The sequence below is a fragment of the Dyella sp. 2RAB6 genome (genome assembly GCF_052115385.1).
GTDB lineage: Bacteria > Pseudomonadota > Gammaproteobacteria > Xanthomonadales > Rhodanobacteraceae > Dyella_D.
In genome coordinates this window covers 722,220-738,933 of the sequence record NZ_JBFRGP010000001.1, presented here as the reverse complement: position 1 = coordinate 738,933, position 16,714 = coordinate 722,220, and the positions used below count along the sequence as shown (strand labels likewise).

General features: G+C 63.8%; 21 protein-coding genes and 1 tRNA gene. 11 read left to right on the top strand and 11 right to left on the bottom strand.

Features of this window, described 5'->3' with window-relative positions; all coding sequences use genetic code 11:
- The first annotated feature begins 47 nt into the window (after positions 1 to 47).
- The 8 genes from ccmE to AB4083_RS03335 all read left to right on the top strand — a co-directional run bounded on the left by ccmE (position 48) and on the right by AB4083_RS03335 (position 6,397).
- Complete coding sequence (gene ccmE / locus AB4083_RS03370) at positions 48 to 527, top strand: cytochrome c maturation protein CcmE (RefSeq protein WP_441606473.1); 480 nt, start codon at positions 48 to 50, stop codon at positions 525 to 527.
- On the top strand, positions 524 to 2,494 hold the full coding sequence (locus AB4083_RS03365) for a heme lyase CcmF/NrfE family subunit (protein WP_441606329.1): 1,971 nt from the start codon (positions 524 to 526) through the stop codon (positions 2,492 to 2,494). The genes ccmE and AB4083_RS03365 overlap by 4 nt, the downstream gene beginning before the upstream one ends.
- Complete coding sequence (locus AB4083_RS03360; protein WP_441606328.1) at positions 2,491 to 3,033, top strand: DsbE family thiol:disulfide interchange protein; 543 nt, start codon at positions 2,491 to 2,493, stop codon at positions 3,031 to 3,033. Before AB4083_RS03365 ends, AB4083_RS03360 begins: the two co-directional genes overlap by 4 nt.
- Positions 3,030 to 3,488 (top strand): cytochrome c-type biogenesis protein, encoded by a 459-nt coding sequence (locus AB4083_RS03355; protein WP_441606327.1) that lies wholly within the window; start codon positions 3,030 to 3,032, stop codon positions 3,486 to 3,488. Before AB4083_RS03360 ends, AB4083_RS03355 begins: the two co-directional genes overlap by 4 nt.
- The gene (locus tag AB4083_RS03350) at positions 3,485 to 4,522 is read left to right on the top strand and encodes a tetratricopeptide repeat protein (protein ID WP_441606326.1); all 1,038 of its coding nucleotides are present in this window, start codon (positions 3,485 to 3,487) and stop codon (positions 4,520 to 4,522) included. The genes AB4083_RS03355 and AB4083_RS03350 overlap by 4 nt, the downstream gene beginning before the upstream one ends.
- Positions 4,522 to 5,628, top strand: coding sequence for a homoserine O-acetyltransferase MetX (metX, locus tag AB4083_RS03345; protein ID WP_441606325.1), 1,107 nt, complete (start codon positions 4,522 to 4,524; stop codon positions 5,626 to 5,628). The genes AB4083_RS03350 and metX overlap by 1 nt, the downstream gene beginning before the upstream one ends.
- Positions 5,629 to 5,700: 72 nt before the next feature.
- Positions 5,701 to 6,285: a cysteine dioxygenase gene (locus AB4083_RS03340; protein ID WP_441606324.1), complete on the top strand. Its 585-nt coding sequence runs from the start codon at positions 5,701 to 5,703 to the stop codon at positions 6,283 to 6,285.
- A 26-nt stretch (positions 6,286 to 6,311) separates the two neighbouring features.
- Positions 6,312 to 6,397 (top strand) — tRNA-Leu (locus AB4083_RS03335).
- 197 nt (positions 6,398 to 6,594) lie between these two features.
- On the opposite strand, the gene AB4083_RS03330 is transcribed toward AB4083_RS03335, so the two are convergent.
- On the bottom strand, positions 6,595 to 7,221 hold the full coding sequence (locus AB4083_RS03330) for a class I SAM-dependent methyltransferase (protein WP_441606323.1): 627 nt from the start codon (positions 7,219 to 7,221) through the stop codon (positions 6,595 to 6,597).
- Between the two features lie 655 nt (positions 7,222 to 7,876).
- On the opposite strand from AB4083_RS03330, the gene AB4083_RS03325 reads away from it, so the two are divergent.
- Complete coding sequence (locus AB4083_RS03325; RefSeq protein WP_441606322.1) at positions 7,877 to 9,058, top strand: DUF1624 domain-containing protein; 1,182 nt, start codon at positions 7,877 to 7,879, stop codon at positions 9,056 to 9,058.
- A gap of 57 nt (positions 9,059 to 9,115) precedes the next feature.
- Here AB4083_RS03325 and AB4083_RS03320 read toward each other — a convergent pair whose 3' ends face one another.
- The 3 genes from AB4083_RS03320 to AB4083_RS03310 form a co-directional block, all read right to left on the bottom strand.
- Entirely contained in the window at positions 9,116 to 9,544 is a 429-nt protein-coding gene (locus AB4083_RS03320; RefSeq protein ID WP_441606321.1) for a hypothetical protein, read from the bottom strand.
- Positions 9,545 to 9,700: 156 nt separating this feature from the next.
- On the bottom strand, positions 9,701 to 10,708 hold the full coding sequence (locus AB4083_RS03315; RefSeq protein ID WP_441606472.1) for an alpha/beta hydrolase: 1,008 nt from the start codon (positions 10,706 to 10,708) through the stop codon (positions 9,701 to 9,703).
- 47 nt (positions 10,709 to 10,755) lie between these two features.
- A complete protein-coding gene (locus AB4083_RS03310; protein ID WP_441606320.1) occupies positions 10,756 to 11,148 on the bottom strand; it encodes a RidA family protein in 393 nt (130 codons plus the stop codon).
- 97 nt (positions 11,149 to 11,245) lie between these two features.
- On the opposite strand from AB4083_RS03310, the gene AB4083_RS03305 reads away from it, so the two are divergent.
- The gene (locus tag AB4083_RS03305; RefSeq protein WP_441606319.1) at positions 11,246 to 11,461 is read left to right on the top strand and encodes a hypothetical protein; all 216 of its coding nucleotides are present in this window, start codon (positions 11,246 to 11,248) and stop codon (positions 11,459 to 11,461) included.
- Positions 11,462 to 11,484: 23 nt separating this feature from the next.
- On the opposite strand, the gene AB4083_RS03300 is transcribed toward AB4083_RS03305, so the two are convergent.
- Together AB4083_RS03300 and AB4083_RS03295 are read right to left on the bottom strand one after the other, a co-directional pair.
- Positions 11,485 to 11,937: a nuclear transport factor 2 family protein gene (locus tag AB4083_RS03300; RefSeq protein ID WP_441606318.1), complete on the bottom strand. Its 453-nt coding sequence runs from the start codon at positions 11,935 to 11,937 to the stop codon at positions 11,485 to 11,487.
- Between the two features lie 162 nt (positions 11,938 to 12,099).
- Positions 12,100 to 12,276, bottom strand: a complete 177-nt coding sequence (locus AB4083_RS03295; protein ID WP_441606317.1) for a DUF3606 domain-containing protein — start codon at positions 12,274 to 12,276, stop codon at positions 12,100 to 12,102.
- A 720-nt stretch (positions 12,277 to 12,996) separates the two neighbouring features.
- Between AB4083_RS03295 and AB4083_RS03290 the strand changes: the two genes are divergently transcribed.
- Complete coding sequence (locus AB4083_RS03290) at positions 12,997 to 14,118, top strand: helix-turn-helix transcriptional regulator (protein WP_441606316.1); 1,122 nt, start codon at positions 12,997 to 12,999, stop codon at positions 14,116 to 14,118.
- Positions 14,119 to 14,379: 261 nt separating this feature from the next.
- Here AB4083_RS03290 and AB4083_RS03285 read toward each other — a convergent pair whose 3' ends face one another.
- From AB4083_RS03285 to AB4083_RS03265, 5 genes are all read right to left on the bottom strand, one after another.
- On the bottom strand, positions 14,380 to 14,895 hold the full coding sequence (locus AB4083_RS03285) for a hypothetical protein (RefSeq protein WP_441606315.1): 516 nt from the start codon (positions 14,893 to 14,895) through the stop codon (positions 14,380 to 14,382).
- On the bottom strand, positions 14,888 to 15,457 hold the full coding sequence (locus tag AB4083_RS03280) for a type II toxin-antitoxin system MqsA family antitoxin (protein WP_441606314.1): 570 nt from the start codon (positions 15,455 to 15,457) through the stop codon (positions 14,888 to 14,890). Before AB4083_RS03280 ends, AB4083_RS03285 begins: the two co-directional genes overlap by 8 nt.
- On the bottom strand, positions 15,447 to 15,809 hold the full coding sequence (locus tag AB4083_RS03275; protein WP_441606313.1) for a type II toxin-antitoxin system MqsR family toxin: 363 nt from the start codon (positions 15,807 to 15,809) through the stop codon (positions 15,447 to 15,449). Before AB4083_RS03275 ends, AB4083_RS03280 begins: the two co-directional genes overlap by 11 nt.
- A 213-nt stretch (positions 15,810 to 16,022) precedes the next feature.
- Positions 16,023 to 16,415, bottom strand: a complete 393-nt coding sequence (locus AB4083_RS03270; protein WP_441606471.1) for an SOS response-associated peptidase family protein — start codon at positions 16,413 to 16,415, stop codon at positions 16,023 to 16,025.
- 22 nt (positions 16,416 to 16,437) lie between these two features.
- On the bottom strand, positions 16,438 to 16,698 hold the full coding sequence (locus AB4083_RS03265; RefSeq protein ID WP_441606312.1) for a hypothetical protein: 261 nt from the start codon (positions 16,696 to 16,698) through the stop codon (positions 16,438 to 16,440).
- Between the last annotated feature and the right edge of the window lie 16 nt (positions 16,699 to 16,714).

The following is a 16,714-nucleotide window of genomic DNA, read 5'->3' as shown; positions in this document are numbered from 1 at the left end:
CTTACGCTGATTGGGCGACGCAGAGTGATTTCATGAATTCAAAGGGTATGAACCCCACCCGCAAGCGCCGGCTCACCATCGTGCTCCTGGTGCTGGCCGCCGCCACCGTGGCCATCGGCCTGACCGTGTTCGCGCTGCAGCAGAACATGAACTACCTGTTCACCCCGAGCCAGGTGCAATCGGGCGAGGCCGGCCCGTACAAGAACTTCCGCCTCGGCGGCATGGTGAAGGCCGGCTCGATCCAGCGCGCCGCCGATTCGCTCAAGGTCACCTTCACCGTGATCGATGCCGGCGGCGCGATGCCGGTCGAATACAACGGCATCCTTCCCGACCTGTTCCGCGACAACCAGTCGGTGATCGCCACCGGCCACATGGACAACGCGCGCTTCATCGCCACCGAAGTGCTGGCCAAGCACGACGAGACCTATATGCCGAAGGAACTGAAAGACGCCATGGCCAAGGCGCACCAGGGCAAGCCCATTAACGAGGCCGCTAACGAGGCCGCCGCGCAGGACAAGCCGCGATGACGCCGGAACTGGGACAACTGGCGCTGATTCTCGCCTTGCTGCTGGCGCTGGCGCAGGGCGTGCTGCCGCTGCTCGGCGCCTGGCGCGGCAACGGTGCGCTGATGGCGGTGGCACGGCCGGCCGCGGCCGGCCAGGCGGTGTTCGTGGCGATGGCCTTCGGCGTGCTGAGCTGGGCCTTCCTGCATTTCGATTTCTCGGTGCGCTACGTCGCCGACAACTCCAACCTCGCCCTGCCCTGGTATTACCGGCTGGCCGCGGTGTGGGGCGCGCACGAAGGCTCGCTGCTGCTGTGGATCTTCATCCTCAACCTGTGGACGGTGGCGCTGGCCGCGTTCAGCCGCAAGCTGCCCGAGGTGTTCGTCGCGCGCGTGCTCGGCGTGCTCGGCCTGGTCGCGGTGGGCTTCCTCGCCTTCATCGTGTTCACCTCCAATCCGTTCGAGCGCCTGCTGCCGATGCCGCCGGATGGCGGCGACCTGAATCCGGTGCTGCAGGACCCGGGCATGACCTTCCATCCGCCCGTGCTGTACATGGGCTATGTGGGCTTCTCCGTGGCATTCGCGTTCTCCATCGCCGCCCTGCTCGGCGGCGAGCTGGAACAGGCCTGGGTGCGCTGGGCGCGGCCATGGACCAATGTGGCCTGGGGCTTTCTGTCCGCCGGCATCGTGGCGGGCAGCTGGTGGGCGTATGCGGAACTGGGCTGGGGCGGCTGGTGGTTCTGGGACCCGGTGGAGAACGCCAGCTTCATGCCGTGGCTGGTCGGCGCCGCGCTGATCCATGCGCAGGCGGTGACCGAGAAGCGCGGCGCGCTCCGCGCGTGGACCATCCTGCTGTCGATCTTCGCCTTCTCGCTGTCGCTGCTGGGTACCTTCCTGGTGCGCTCGGGCGTGCTTACCTCGGTGCATGCTTTCGCTTCGGATCCGAAGCGCGGCCTGTTCATCCTGTGCTTCCTCGCCGTCGTGGTCGGCGGCTCGCTGCTGCTGTATGCGTTGCGCGCGCCGAAGGTTGCCGGCGGCAAACCCTTCGGCGTGGTGTCGCGCGAAACGGCCATCCTGATCGGCAACCTGATGCTGACCGTGGCCGCCGCGATGGTGCTGCTGGGCACGCTGTTCCCGCTGCTGGGCGATGCGCTGAACCTGGGCAAGATCTCGGTGGGTCCGCCGTACTTCGGCTTCCTGTTCACCCTGCTGATGATCCCCATCGTGCTGCTGCTGCCGTTCGGCCCCTACTTGCGCTGGGGCGAGAAAGGCGGCCTGCCGCCGCTGAAGAACGTGGCGGTGCGTGCCGGCCTGGCTGCGCTGGCCTGCGCGATCGCCGCGGCGTTCACCACCGGCTGGGCGCTGAAGGCGATCGCCGGCACCGCTGCCGCGGTGTGGTGCTGCTTCGGCACCCTGCTGTATGTGCTCAAGCGCTGGCGCGAGATGCCGGCCGGGCGCCGCTATCCGGCGGAGATGGCCGGCATGCTGCTGGCGCATTTCGGCGTGGGCGTGTTTCTCGCCGGCGTGTTGCTGACCGAGGCGCTGAGCGTTGAGCGCGACGTGCGCATGGCGCCGGGCCAGGTGCAGACCATCGGCGGCTACGACTTCCGCTTCGACGGCGTGCACGTCGCCGACGGCCCCAACTGGCAGGGCGACCAGGGCACGGTCACCGTCATGCGCAACGGCCGCGAGATCGCGGTGATGCATCCACAGAAGCGCACCTATACACGCGGCCAGGTGCAGACCGAATCGGCGATCGATGCGGGCGTGACGCGCGACCTCTATGTCGCGCTCGGCGAGCCGATGGACCGCAACGATCCGGAAGGCGCCTGGGCGCTGCGCCTGTATCACAAGCCGTTCGTGCGCTGGATCTGGGCCGGCGGCCTGCTGATGATGCTCGGCGGTTTCTTCAGCGCGGCGGACAAGCGTTTCCGCCTGCGCCGCGAAGCCGAGGCGAACGTGCCGGCACCGGCGCGGGAGTCGCACGCATGAGCCGGCTGGTGCCGTTCTTCGCTTTCCTGCTGCTGGTGGCGCTGTTCGGTTTCGGCATCTGGTGGAACACCCGCCACGACCAGCGCGAAGTGCCTTCGCCGCTGATCAACAAGCCCGCGCCGGCGTATGCGTTGCCGAAGCTGGACGAGCCCGCGCAGACGGTGACGCGCGAGGCGATGCTGGGCAAGCCGTATCTCATCAATGTGTTCGCCAGCTGGTGCATCGCCTGCGGCGAAGAGCACCCGGTGCTGATGAGCGAAGGCCAGCGCATCGGTGTGCCGCTGGTCGGCTACAACTACAAGGACGAGCCGGACGAGGCCAAGGCCTGGCTGGCCCGCCACGGCAATCCGTACGGGCTGATCATCGCCGACCGCGAAGGCCGCACCGCGATCGACTTCGGCGTGTACGGTGCACCGGAGACCTTCCTGGTCGATGCCAAGGGCGTGATCCGCTACAAGCGCATCGGCCCGCTCACGCCCGAGGTGATCGAGCGGGAACTGAAGCCTGCGATCGCCGCGCTGCGCAAGGAGGCGCCGTGAACGCTGCTCTCCTGCGCACATTGTTCGCGCTCGCCTTCGCGCTCGGATGCGGCAGCTTGAGCGCGCAGGCGATCGACCCGCTGCCGTTCAAGGACCACGCCGAGGAAACGCGCTTCCAGCACCTCACGCGCGAACTGCGCTGTCTGGTCTGCCAGAACGAGAACCTCGCCGATTCCAACGCCGACCTGGCGCGCGACCTGCGCCACCAGGTATTCGAGCTGATGCGCCAGGGCAAGAGCGATGGCGAGATCAAGCAGTACCTGGTCGACCGCTATTCCGACTTCGTGCTGTACGACCCGCCGGTGCAGGGCAGCACCCTGCTGCTGTGGTTCGGCCCATTGGCGATCCTGCTCGCCGGTGCCGCCGTGGTGGTGGTCACCATCCGCCGGCGCAGCCGCACGCAAGCACCTGCTGCGCAAGACAGCAGTCCGAACGACGAAGGGGACGATTGGTGAAACCCGTTTTCTACCTGGCCGCCGCGGTGATGATCACCGTGGCGCTGGCCTTGCTGCTGGTGCCGCTGATCCGCCAGGGCCGCCGCCAGGGCCGCCCGCGCGGCATCTTCGTACTGGCGCTGCTGGTCGCCTTCGCGCTGCCGCTGGGCGCGGTGGGGCTGTATCTGCTGATCGGCACGCCAGTGGTGCTCAACGGCGTGGAGAAGCAGCCCGAGGCGATCTCGATCGAGCAGGCCGTGGCCGAACTGCAGACGCATCTGCAGACCGAACCGAAGGACGCGCAGGGCTGGCTGCTGCTGGCGCAGACCTACGCCACCATGCACAAGCCGGCCGCAGCGCGCGATGCGTACGACCATGTGCTGAGCCTGCAGGCGGACAACACCACGGCGATGGTGGGTTGGGCGGAAACGGATTCGATCGCACGCGAGGACCACCGCATCGAAGGCCGCTCGCTCGAACTGCTGCAGCGTGCCGTGCAATTGGAGCCGGATAACCAGCGCGGCCTGTGGCTGCTCGGCATCAGCCAGTTCCAGCACGACCGCTATGCGGAAGCGGCGGCCACCTGGCGCAAGCTGCAGCCGCTGCTCGACCCGGATTCCACCGTGGCGAAGGCCGTAGCCGAACAGATCGCGGCGGCCGATGCGCGCGCCGGCAGCACGCCGGCCACGCCGCAAGCGCCGGCCGCCGACGGCCCCGCGCTGCAGGTACAGATCACCCTGGCGCCCACGCTGAAAGACCAGGTGAAAGCAGGCGAGACCCTGTTCGTCTACGCCCGTGCCGAACAAGGCCCGCCGATGCCGCTGGCCGTGGCCCGGCTGGACGCCGCCGCCCTGCCCGCCACAGTGACCCTCACCGATGCGATGGGCATGACGCCGCAGCTGAAGCTGTCGTCCGCCGCGCGCGTCTTCGTCGGTGCGCGCATCAGCCGCAGCGGCCAGGCCATCGCGCAATCCGGCGACCTGGAAGGCGACGCCGGTGTGGTCGACGTCGGCAGCAAGGCGCCGATCAAGATCGAAATCGATAAGGTTCACTGATGAGCCACGACGCCCGGCATTATTTCGAGCTTCCCTCGCCCTTCCGCATGAAGCGCGGCGGCGCCTTGCACGGCGCCCGCGTGGCCTATGAAACCTGGGGCAGGCTGAGCGCGGCGCGCGACAACGCGCTGCTGATCCTCACCGGCCTGTCGCCGAGCGCGCATGCCACCTCCAGCGAAGTCGATCCGTCGCCGGGCTGGTGGGAGGCGATGATCGGACCGGGCAAGGCGATCGACACGGACCGCTGGTTCGTGATCTGCGTGAATTCGCTGGGCAGCGACAAGGGTTCCACCTGCCCGGCCTCGATCGACCCGGCCACCGGCGAGCCGTATCGGCTGAGCTTTCCGGAGCTTGCGCTGGAAGACGTGGCCAATGCCGCGCATGGCGCGGTGAGTTCGCTGGGCATCGAACAGCTGGCTTGCCTGGTCGGCTGCTCGATGGGCGGCATGAGCGCGCTGGCCTACATGCTGCTGCACCCCGGCAGCGTGCGCACGCATATCAGCGTGGACACCGCACCACAGGCGCAGCCGTTCGCGATCGCCATCCGCTCGCTGCAGCGCGAGGCGATCCGCCTCGATCCGCAGTGGAACAACGGCCGCTACGACGACGCGCACTTTCCGGAAACCGGCATGAGCATCGCGCGCAAGCTGGGCGTGATCACCTATCGCTCGGCGATGGAATGGAACGGCCGCTTCGCGCGCATCCGCCTCGATGCGGAGCAACGCGACGACGACATTCCCTTTGGCTTCGAATTCCAGGTGGAGTCATACCTGGAAGGCCATGCGCAACGCTTCGTGCGCACCTTCGATCCCAACAGCTACCTGTACCTGTCGCGCGCCAGCGACTGGTTCGATATCTCCGAATACGGCGACGGCAGCATCCAGGCGGGCCTCAAGCACATCCATGTCGAGCAGGCGCTGGTGATCGGCGTCAGCACCGACATCCTGTTCCCGCTGGAACAGCAGGAGCAGATCGCCGAAGGCCTGCAGACGGCCGGCGCCGAGGTGGAATTCGTGGCGCTGAACTCGCCGCAGGGCCACGACGCGTTCCTGGTCGATATCGAGAACTACAGCCGCGCCATCGGGGGCTTCCTGGGCCGTATCTGAACGCCCCGCCCCGCCGCCTCGGCCCCGGACTGGTAAGATCGGCCCCGTCGCAACGCCTTTCCCGAGAATCACATGCTTACCGTGGAATTCCCCGGCAGTCGCCAGCTCATCGACGCCATCGACACTGCCGTCAGCAAGCCGAGCACGCCCGAGATCACCGACAGCCTGCGCAACAGCCTGTGCCAGCTGATCCGCGGCCAGCAAGTACTGCTCCCCGAGTGCGTCTTCGAGACCGTCGAGGGCCGCTACGCCCGCCGCGAGCTCTACCGCAGCGAAGACCACGACTACTGCGTGGTCGCGATGACCTGGGGCCCCGGCCAGGGCACCCCTATCCACGACCACTGCGGCATGTGGTGCGTCGAAGGCGTATGGAGCGGCGCGCTGGAAGTGATCCAGTACGAGCGCCTCGCCGACCAGGACGGCCAGTGGCGCTTCCAGCCCGTCGGCTCGATCCAGGCCGGCCCCGGCTCCGCCGGCAGCCTGATCCCGCCGCACGAGTACCACACCATCCGCAACCCCAGCGACGACGCCGTCGCCGTCAGCCTGCACATCTACTCCGGCCGGATGACGCACTGCGCCATCTTCAAGCCCGTGGACGGCGCCACCCAGTGCTACGAACGCACCGACCGCCAGCTGGGTCTCGACCCGGTCCACTGAAGCCGGCATAATTACCCGCTTGCAATGCCGGTGTGGCGGAATGGTAGACGCGGCGGACTCAAAATCCGCTTCTGGCGACAGAGTGGAGGTTCGAGTCCTCTCACCGGTACCAAGAGATGGTTTCAGGACGTCTCGTAGAGTCCAGATGGATCAGAAAAAACCCGCGCATATGCGGGTTTTTTTATGCCTGCCGTACAGCCGCTTCAGATCGAAAGCGAACCTGGAGCATCGCTCTCGTTCATTCCATGCGATCCGACGCTGTATACGAGGGGCGCGCACCACGTTCATTCAAGCCGGGCCCTGCTCACGTCATGCCCGGCTGGCCCGAACGCTCAGCCACCAATCATCGGGGCGTCCCATGCAACGACGTATCCCGCTGACTATCCAGCCGGCGTCGGTGAGAGCGGATCGTAAGTCAGGCTCGCGCCAGTACGTCTCGACGTAACGCCGCGGTGATGCCGTGCTGCCGTGGGCGGACACACCCTCGCCATCGCCATCTCTGACTGAGACGTGTAGTTGACCACCGGCCCGGGTTGCGCCTGCAAGCCGTCCAAGCACCGTGCCGAAATCCTCGCGCGCAACATGGATCAGGCAGGCGCAGGCCCAGATGCCGTCGTATGGCGCGTCGGGACACCGTGGATCGGCCAGCTCGTCTGTCAAAGGATCCAACTGGTCGGCCTCGAAGCCATTCTGGCGAAGCAGTTCGACGAAACCCTTCGAAACATCGGTGCGACGGACGTCCATTCCTCTGAGCTCGAGCTCAAGCGCATCTCGTCCGCCGCCGCTTCCGATCTCCAGCACTCTTCCCGAACCATCCAGCGCTGCGACGAACGCATCGATCTCCATCGCGACCCATGCGGGCATGGCCGCGGCCTCGGCAGCGTACTGTGCCGCGGCCATGTCATAGGACCTCACGGTATCACGGTCGGTACTCATCCTTAGCTCCCACGATAAGAGATCATGGCAGAGGAGAGACTTGCAGCTTCTCTTCCGAATTTTAAGTGTCCGCCCTGGGGGCGGTGGTGGGGCGGTGGCATGTTCATACGCGCCGCAAACTGAAAGCCCCCTCTTTCGAGGGGGCTTTTTATTCAGAACCCAATTTTATTCAGAACCCAATCAACAATCAGCCACCGCCCGGAAGGGGCACGCAGATCCACGTCCACACTCCGTTCTCTTTAACCCGAACCGCCGTCCACCCGTCCGGACAGACTGGCGCATTCGAATAAGGCTGGTGTATTCCGCCTGCCGGAACAGCATCACCCGCCTGCACGGCAAACACGATGGCGGCCAGCGCCAAGGCACCCAAGATCCTTTTCATTGGTGTCCCCTCATGTGCGCAGCGCTGCATGATTGACTCCCCAGGCCCAGGGAGCGCTGCGGTCCCATGGGCCAAGTGCTGAAGCTAGATCAAAGAGGATGATCGCGCAATCGATGCCTGCGATCATCCTCCACCGCTGTCGGCAGGCAGACCGGCCCGGAGTGCTACGCTCTCCTGCATCCGCAGGTAGAGGCCACCCAGGGCCGTCGTCAGCGATACGGAAGTACCCAGCCGCCCTGGACTCGATCTTTCATCGGTGACAGGGGAAACGGCATGGCGGCAGGCTCGCTTCAGCGCAGTCGGATCGAATCCATCGATCTGTTGCGCGGCGTCATTATCGTGATCATGGCGCTGGATCATTCGCGCGATTTCTTCGGCAGCCTGAGTTCGCAGCCGACCGATCTGGCGACCACCACAGCCGCGCTGTTCTTCACTCGCTGGATCACGCATCTCTGTGCACCGGTGTTCTTCCTGCTCGCCGGCACCAGCGCCGCATTGACCTTGCGGCGCATGTCGAAGCCGGCGCTCGCCCGGTTTCTGCTTACCCGCGGCCTATGGCTGATCTTTCTCGACGCAGTGGTAATGCGCTTCGCGCTGCAGTTCAACGTCGATTATCAGGTGACGCTGCTGGTGGTGCTGTGGGCACTGGGCTGGGCGATGATCGTGCTGGCTGGGCTGATCTGGTTACCGCGATGGCTTGTCGCCGCGTTCGGCCTGGCGCTGATCGCGGGACACAATACGCTGGATACGATTGACGCCGCGCAGTTCGGCGCGTGGGCACCGCTGTGGCATTTGCTGCATCAATCCGGGCCCTTGTTCGCAGTCGGCGACCACCTGGTCTTTGCGGGCTATGTGCTGGTTCCATGGATCGGCGTGACGGCCATGGGCTATGTGCTGGGTGCGGCGTACGAGTGGCCGGATCGCGCCAGGCGATCGCTGCTGCTTTGGCTCGGGGTCGCGCTCGTGATCGGATTCGTGGCGCTGCGCTGGTGGAACGTCTATGGCGATCCGCTGCCCTGGAGTGCGCAGCAGACGCCGCTGTTCACGCTCATGTCGTTCTTGAATACCAATAAATACCCACCGTCGCTGCTGTACCTGATGATGACGCTGGGGCCGGCCTTGCTGCTCCTGCGCCTGTTCGAGCGCGGCGTCCCTGCCCTGCTTCGCCCGGCGCATGTCATCGGACGGGTGCCGCTGTTCTTCTATATCGTGCATTTCTATCTGATCCATGCACTCGCGGTCGTGGCGTGCTGGATGCGCTATGGAACGGTGGCGAATATTTTCCAGTCGCCGGATCTCGCGCATTTTCCATTTACCGCGCCGCCCGGCTGGGATTTCGGATTGCCGGTGGTTTATCTGGTCTGGGGGCTCGTCGTGGTGTCGCTTTACCCGCTATGCAAATGGTTTGCGGATGTGCGGCAGCGCCGTGACTGGTGGTGGCTCAGTTATCTCTGACCCGTAAAAAAAGCCCGCAAAGCCGCGGGCTTTTTTCTGTTCCAGAGCGGTCAGTAATCAGGGGTTTCTCAACTCCGCCACCTTCTTCACGTCGATGTACTTCGTCATGCCGGTCAAGCTCTTTTCGACGTCCGGATTCAGAAACAGCTCCCGGCCCGCTACCTGGCCCAGCGCCTGGAAGCCCTGCTGCATGGCCACATCGCCCTCGTTCTTCAGGGCCGCCTTCGCCTCGTCCTTGCAGGTCTCGGTCAACAGGCGGCTGAAGAGTCCCGCCATGCGGGCATTGGCCTTGTCGACCTGGGCTTCGGACACCGAACCCATGGGCGCCACCGACGGGTGCCGCGACATCGCCGCGAACATCCACTGCACGATCACGACGTGGTCATCCATCGTGCTTTTCCCGACCAGGCATGCCGACAACTTCTCGGTGTACGGACCGGCCTGCGCCACGCCCGACAGCAGCAAGCCTGCTGTCAGCAGCATCATTCGTAATTTCATAGATCCCCCCGTGTGTGCTTACCTGCTTCAAAGACAGGAATCACAAGCACTTCCCATGGGGAATGAAGTGAACCTGCCCTGGTCTCCGACTTTGCGAATCTTGCAGAACTGCCGGAGGTGCGGCAAGGGCGGATGCCGCAGCGGCTAGCTTTCCCGCCGATCGGGCCATGACGGTCCAAGGGCGCGGGCTATCTGGCTGAACGCCCGCTCCGCCTCTGGTATGGGAAATAGAGGCCAGACGTGGACCATGCCGGGATATTCGAACAAGACCGCCGGCATGCCTGCACGCTGGGCCGCCTGCATGAATCGCTGCACCGAGGGATAAACGATCTCGCGCGTACCGACGAAAATGACGGTGTTCGGAAGGCCATCCAGACGGCCATACAGCGGGCTTATCCGAGGCTCTTTGGAATCAAGACCCGGACCGTAGAGACCGGCAAGGATCGGCAGCGCACGGCTGTCGATAATCGGATCGCTCGGGTTCCTGCTGTCCGCCGCATCGTCCTGGCTCAGATCGAGCGCAGGCGACATCAGCACCAGTCGATCCGGCTGCGTCGCTTCGAGGTTCCGCAACTGCATCGCAAGCGACAAGACCAGCGACGCTCCAGCCGAATCGCCCATCACCGTCCAGAAGCCAGGCGCACGTGCCAGCTCCGCTTGATAGCTCCGCAGCAGAAACTCCAGGATGTCGTCGACAGCGTGCTCCGGCGCCAGCGGATACAACGGCACCACCACTTCGCAACCGAGACGGTCGACCAGCTTCGCGACGAACTCCCAATGCAGGCTCGTTATCGAGCGAACGAAACCGCCGCCGTGCAGATAGAAAACATGAGCTGTCGGCGACTGCGCTTTAGGTGCCACGCGATAGACCGGCCGACCCGACTGAGTGATGTTTTCCAGCGCGAACCGGCGGGCGAAATCGACGGGAGGAAGTGCCGGCCCTTGCTGGCGATCCTTGGCGATGGCCGCGCGAATCCGCACCTCGCTCGTCCAGCATCCACGCACGTTGATCAGTCTGGCGAACATGATCATGGCCTTGGCGCGGACGCTTATACCGTTCCTGCCCACGCTCTCACCGGCGTAGAAAGCTGCATCGCGGCGCTCAAGCACAACCATGCCAAGCACGAGCGCGGCCAACGCCCCAATGATCATCAATATCACGGCATATCCTTAAGAAGCCGGTCGCCTACCGCTCAGTTCTAAACCACGGCCATCGCATCGACTTCGATCAGATAATCGGGATTGGACAGCGTCGCGATCCCCACCAGCACGTCGGCTGGCTTGTGATTTCCGAACAGCGCTACGCGCGCCTCTTCGATGATCGGCAGATATTCCCGCCGGTGGTTGACCACATAGATCGTGATCTTGGCGACATGCTCAGGGCGAGCACCGGCGGCAGCAAGCGCCCGGCCCAGGTTGGCGAACACCTGATGTGCCTGCGCCGCAAGGTCGCCTTGGCCGACCAGCTTGCCGTGCACGTCCTCCGGCTCCTGGCCGGATACGAAGACCAGCCTGGAGCCCGTCGCAACGACGACCTGGGTGTAGGTCTCGGGCATGGGCAGACTGGTGGGATTGATGCATTCGAGCGGCATGGGTTTGCGACCTCGTTTTTGATGGGAGCCAGACTTTTCCTAAGGACTTGCTTAGTCCCCGCCTCCAGAATTCGATAAATCCGGAGGAAAAACGACCATGCAGCCCTTAGCCAACGAACGCCCCACCCGTGGCGACCTAAGAAACTTCGCCCTTGCCATCGGCGTGGCCATGCATATCGACGCAGCCCTGCCCCTGCTGCCGGAGCAGCACCAGGCCGCCGAACCGCTGCGCCAGGCCCAGAAGGCCGCGATGAAGCTGGTGCGCTACTTGCGGGAAGCCTTGCCTGGCGACGAAGTCAGCCCCGAGGCCTGAGCAGCCTCGCAGCGCGCCCTCCCTCACGGCGCGATACGGGTCGTCTGCACGTTAACCACGCGCCAGACCGCGCCTTCCTTCACGTACGTATCGGTGTACCGGTAATGGCTGCGGAACGGCTTGCCCTGGTAGGTGCCGTGCATATCGGTGCGGCCATTGAGCAAGGCCGTGTTGCCGTAGACGCGGATCTTGAAGTCCTCCACCGTGTACGGCTCGATCACCAGGTCCGGTGAGGTGAGGTTCTGCAGGAACTGCGCCTTGTCCGCCGTTTCGCCGTCGCTGCCGATCTGGAAGAACGTCTCGGACATATTGCCGGCGATCGCCTGGCGGTCCTTCTTGACGATCGCCGCGTCCCACGCATCGGCCTGTGCCTTGAGGGTGGCGTGCAGTGCGCTGGTGGCGGAGTCCTTGGCGAAGCCGAGTGCCGATGCCAGCAGCAGGACCAGGGACAGAGAGGCGGTTCTGAAGGTGACCATCAGGCAGCTCCGGTGCGGATATCGAGGGCGATGGGGCGTCACAGCGGCAGCCTGGAGACGTGCTGCATCGGCGTCCGCGCCAGGGAGCTTAATCGATTCGCCCGCCTGTGCCTGACGCATGAAAAGCCCGGCACTAAACCGGGCTTCGTTCATCCACCCAGCTTATTTGCCGAAGTGCCGCCGCACCGCCGCGGCCGATACCCCGACGGTCTTCACCGCAGCCTTCAGCTGCTGCTCCGTGCAACCGAACGCCTTGCACCAGTAGCGAACCTCCCAGTCTTCATGGATGTTCACCTTGGCTGCGTCCTGCGGGCCGCGCTTGCTCAGATCGTCAGACATGGGCTCTCCCCGATCGTTGGTGGCCCTATCGGCGCGGCGATGCGATATCGCTCGCCTAGGGCCAGCCCGAGTGTTGGACGCTGGCCCTGCCTGTGTCTTTAGTTCAAATCCGAAAATAGGGGCGCGCCGCTTGATCGGCGACTTGTCGTCCCTTTAGCGGGGATCGATCCATGTGGAGAAGGCTTAGGTAGACGTCGTTCGGCCGTCAGCTCCCTCGCAGCGGCAACTGCTGCCCTGTCCGCGGCAGCTTGTGCCGCAGCGGCTACCGGGCCGAAGCTTCACGACGCAGCTATCGGGCTCGATCTTGGCTCGCTTGATAGCATCGGCGGTGCTGCCGGCCATGGCCGCGGCGTCGCCCGATGCGCCAGCGAGTTCTCTCCGGCGGCCATGCAGGCGCGATGCCCCACCAGGCTCGTGCACTCATCTTGCGTGGTGTTCACAGCATGATCCGCGGCATTGGAAGCATTTCCGGCGGCATTCGCGCTGCTCGAAGCCAAGACGGAACCGAGCATGGCGAGGATTCCTTGAAGGGAGGACTTTTACCCTGGCCGCCCAGGATCGAGGGTCACCTGAGGGCATGCCAAGGCTTTGACCTGGACCTTCCGCGGTTGCATAGCATAGGCATGGGACTTGCTACGCAACTGGGTCCGGCACGTTCCTGACAGCTGCAGGGATGCCGCAAAGGTTGGCGAATCAGGGAAGCCAGGGGGCCTTAAAGCCATGAACGCCGCAGTGCACACGGGAAGTGCGGAACCCGCCTACACCGAAGCCGTCAGAAATGTCCTCGCCTACCGGCGCCTGCGCGAACTGCCGCCGCCGTCGGATACGTCCGCTGCACCCACGCTGCTGCGCCAGCACTTCACGGTGGCCAGGGAAACCTCGCGCCTGCAGATGCTCGCCTGGAGCGAATACGTAGGCCGCATCCTCGACGTGCCGGTGTCGCGCGCGCAGGTCGCCCGCGGCTTCCGCGGCGAGATCGATACCTACGTGCTGCGCAACGCGAAGTTCCTCGACAGCCGCACCGACCCCATGTCGCAGATCCGCAGCGCGGCGCGGATCTCCACCGACCAGCTCAACGATTACATTTTCCATATCGTGCTCGACGGCATCGCCGACACGCAGGCGGGCACGCACAAGAAGTCGACGCAATTCACGCCGGGCGTGCTGGCCCTGGACATGTGCCAGCCGATGGTCATGCGCCGGCCAACCAAGGCGCGCGTGATGGCGTTCTTCCTGCCGCGCGCCATGGTGGAGGCGGCGATACCGGATGCCGAGTCGCTGCATGGCAACGTGGCCACCTATCACACGCCGCTGATGCAACTGTTGCGCGCGCATCTGCTGATGCTCAGCCGGGAACTGCCGGCCATGAGCGACAACGATGCACAGAGCGCCATCGCCACCGGCACCGAACTGGTGTTGGCGGCGTTCGGCAAGACCTCGCGGCTGAGCCACAGCGCGCGTGCCGCGGCCCGCGCCGCCATGCTCGGACGAATCCAGCGCTACATCCGCGCCAACCTGCATTCGCGCGAACTCGAACCGGAGCAGGTGCTGCGCGGCTTCCCGATCACGCGCCCCACGCTGTACCGGATGTTCGAACCGGAAGGCGGCCTGCAAGCCTTTATCCGCAACTGCCGCTTGCGCGAAGCGGCCAACCGGCTGGTGCATACACGGGCCACGCCGATTGCGCAGATCGCCGACGCGCTGGGTTTCAGTTGCGCATCCGACTTCACCCGCGCGTTCCGCCGCGCCTACGGCGTGGCGCCGCTGGAATTCAGGGCGCTGGGGCTGGACTGGCTGCGCGATAACACCGAACCCTTCGACGCCGCGTTGCGTAGCCAGTAACGCTCGCCGGCCCTGCCCGGCGGCGAGCGGGATGGGCGAGCGCACAGGGCAGGGCTAGTCGATCGAACGCACGGCCAAAGAAAAAGCGCCCAGGTTTCCCTGAGCGCTTTCCTAATTGGTGGGCCGTGTAAGATTCGAACTTACGACCAATTGATTAAGAGTCAACTAAATAAATTGATAACGGCGCGGGTTCGACAGCCATCAATTTTACGGGTACTCGCTTTGTAGAGAGCTGTTTTGCTTGAGTACCAGTAGTTAGTTTTACGGGGACTTTGGCAGTGATTTTTGCTTTGCTGAGGCCGATGTGATCCTCCGCGCCTTCTTTCCCTTCTTCCCAGGGAAGAAGGGAACGTTGAGGACTGGCAGAGAGGCGGCCCTCATCGTCCCGAAGACATGTTCGCGCCAGAATGGCCAAACGTTATGGGCGCAATTGAACTCAATGAAATCCGGCATCTTCTCATCCGGCAGAGGATGAACTATCCGGTACTCGACAGCGAACGTCGCCTCGACGGTGTGCAGCGGCTCTTCGCCATCCATCATCAATGTCGCGCGAAGCCCCTGCGTCACCTTAACTCTGAACAATTCCGCAGCTTCGCCGTCGGCGGCTTCAGCATCGAGAATCTCAGCCTCGAACCCCTGGCGCGACTGCACCTTAACGTGGCCGCCATGCACGCCCGGCTGAAATTCCTTGTGACGCTCAAACTTGCTGTCCCAAAGATAGATATTTTCGAGCTGGAGATAGTCCTGGGGAAAGCTCAGCTCTTGTTCCTTAGCCATACGCTACTTGCTCTCCGTAGCCAGACGCTGGATACCAGTCGTTCGCGGCCTCGACATTAAGATCCTGAGGAGTCACATGCCTGAGCGTTCGGCGAGACTCGTTGAGCACCACAACATTCGCCTGACTAACTGTAGACCACGCAGCCGATGCCTTGGCCTTCCCCGCGCGCTGCAAGAGCCAGTCTGCCGCATCTCCGGACGAATCCGCCAAGCGCAAAAGCAGATCCATGGCCCGGCTAACAAGCACTTCAGAGCGCTCATACTTGTAGAAGGCGTTCGGACCACCTCCGAATACTTCGGCGGCTTCCGTCTGGGATAGGCCTAAACATTCCCGAATAGCAAGTATCTGATCACCCGTAAGCAGTTCGTCAAAAACCGCCCGCGCCCTCAGTACTCGGCGATCATTGGCGCGGGACTGCTCAGACGTGATGAAATCCTCACCACACGACGCGCAATGGCTGGATTCGTAGCCCTCCACCCGCAAGGTCCCGTTCCTGTACGGAATGGACTCGGTGGTTACCAGGGCAACAGCGCTATCACTGTCGCAAAAGTCACAGAGCATTTTTCCCGTTCCTCTCTGGGTGGAAGGAAAGCACTAACGCTGCGCGCCCGCTAGGGTTTATGCGCAGCTTGATGTACAGGTTGTGAGCGACATTTTCGTCTCTCGATGGACAGAAGTGATGCCATCTAACGAAGTAGACATCGGCGGTTCCTTCGCCATCATCGTAAGTCCTGTTGTGGTCGAAATGCTTTTCAACCTTCAGCGACATAAGGCAATCAACAATCTCGTCCGTCGAATACTCAAGGGCATCGGCTTCGAGCCTGCTCTTCTTGTTGACGCTGAAATTGCCTTCTTTGACCAATCTCTGGAACTCAGCCAGGTCGTTGGTCGGACCCTTTCCATGTCGCGCCACGGCCTCATCCTGCCACCATTATGGTGGTGTTTTGAACCTATGCAAGGAGAATTTTGTGAACGGGTCGACCGTGCGTCACTATGTGCCGTAGGTGCCCCTGACTATCTACACGGATCGTATACCAGTCTGAGCGTCCCACGCACGTCTGAGACGCGGGAGAAACAAAGGCCGTCGATTTTCCCAGGTCTTCGGCCGAAGGCTTGATCCGGTCTCTCAGGCCGCCAACTTGTGCGCGTAGTAAGGTCGGGCACGATCATCGAGAATCGCATACAGCGCTTCGAGGTTGTTGGGATCGGGACTGAGCCAAGCATCCACATGCTCTGGCTTGATCGGGACAATGCACCGGTCATGGCCAGCGGCGGCCACCTCGGGCGGTGGCTCGTCGGTGATCGCGGCGAACGAGAAAAGGTCCGTTCCATGATCAGCGCCTGGGGACACGTTCCACAGGCAGGCCACCAGCATTTCCTGCGGCGGCTGCGGGTCGAATTCGAGCACCACGTTCTCTTCCGTCTCGCCCGGCGCCAGCTCCCTACCCTCCATCTTGTGGCGGGAGACGTTCTCGTAGAACCGGGTGACGATCATGATGCCGTGCCGATGGCCGAACAGCTTACCTTGGCGTAGTTGTAGGTCATGGCTTCGCTATTGTGTTGTGGGAGAAGATGCGGTGCGTGGCGTCACGGCCCGCGGCATAGCTACAACCGCCGTGGTGTCGATGGCACACGAGCTGATCGCCGATGGCCCGAACGCTCACGACCGTCTCGATGCCCCAATCCGTGACGACTTGGCGCAAGAGCATGTCGGGCGCCCAGGCCATGCCGCCCTCGGGCAGATCGAACGGCGTGAAGACGCTGCACTCCAACTCCGCGCCTTGGTCGGTGATGAGCAGCACGCTCGCGCAGCTTGAC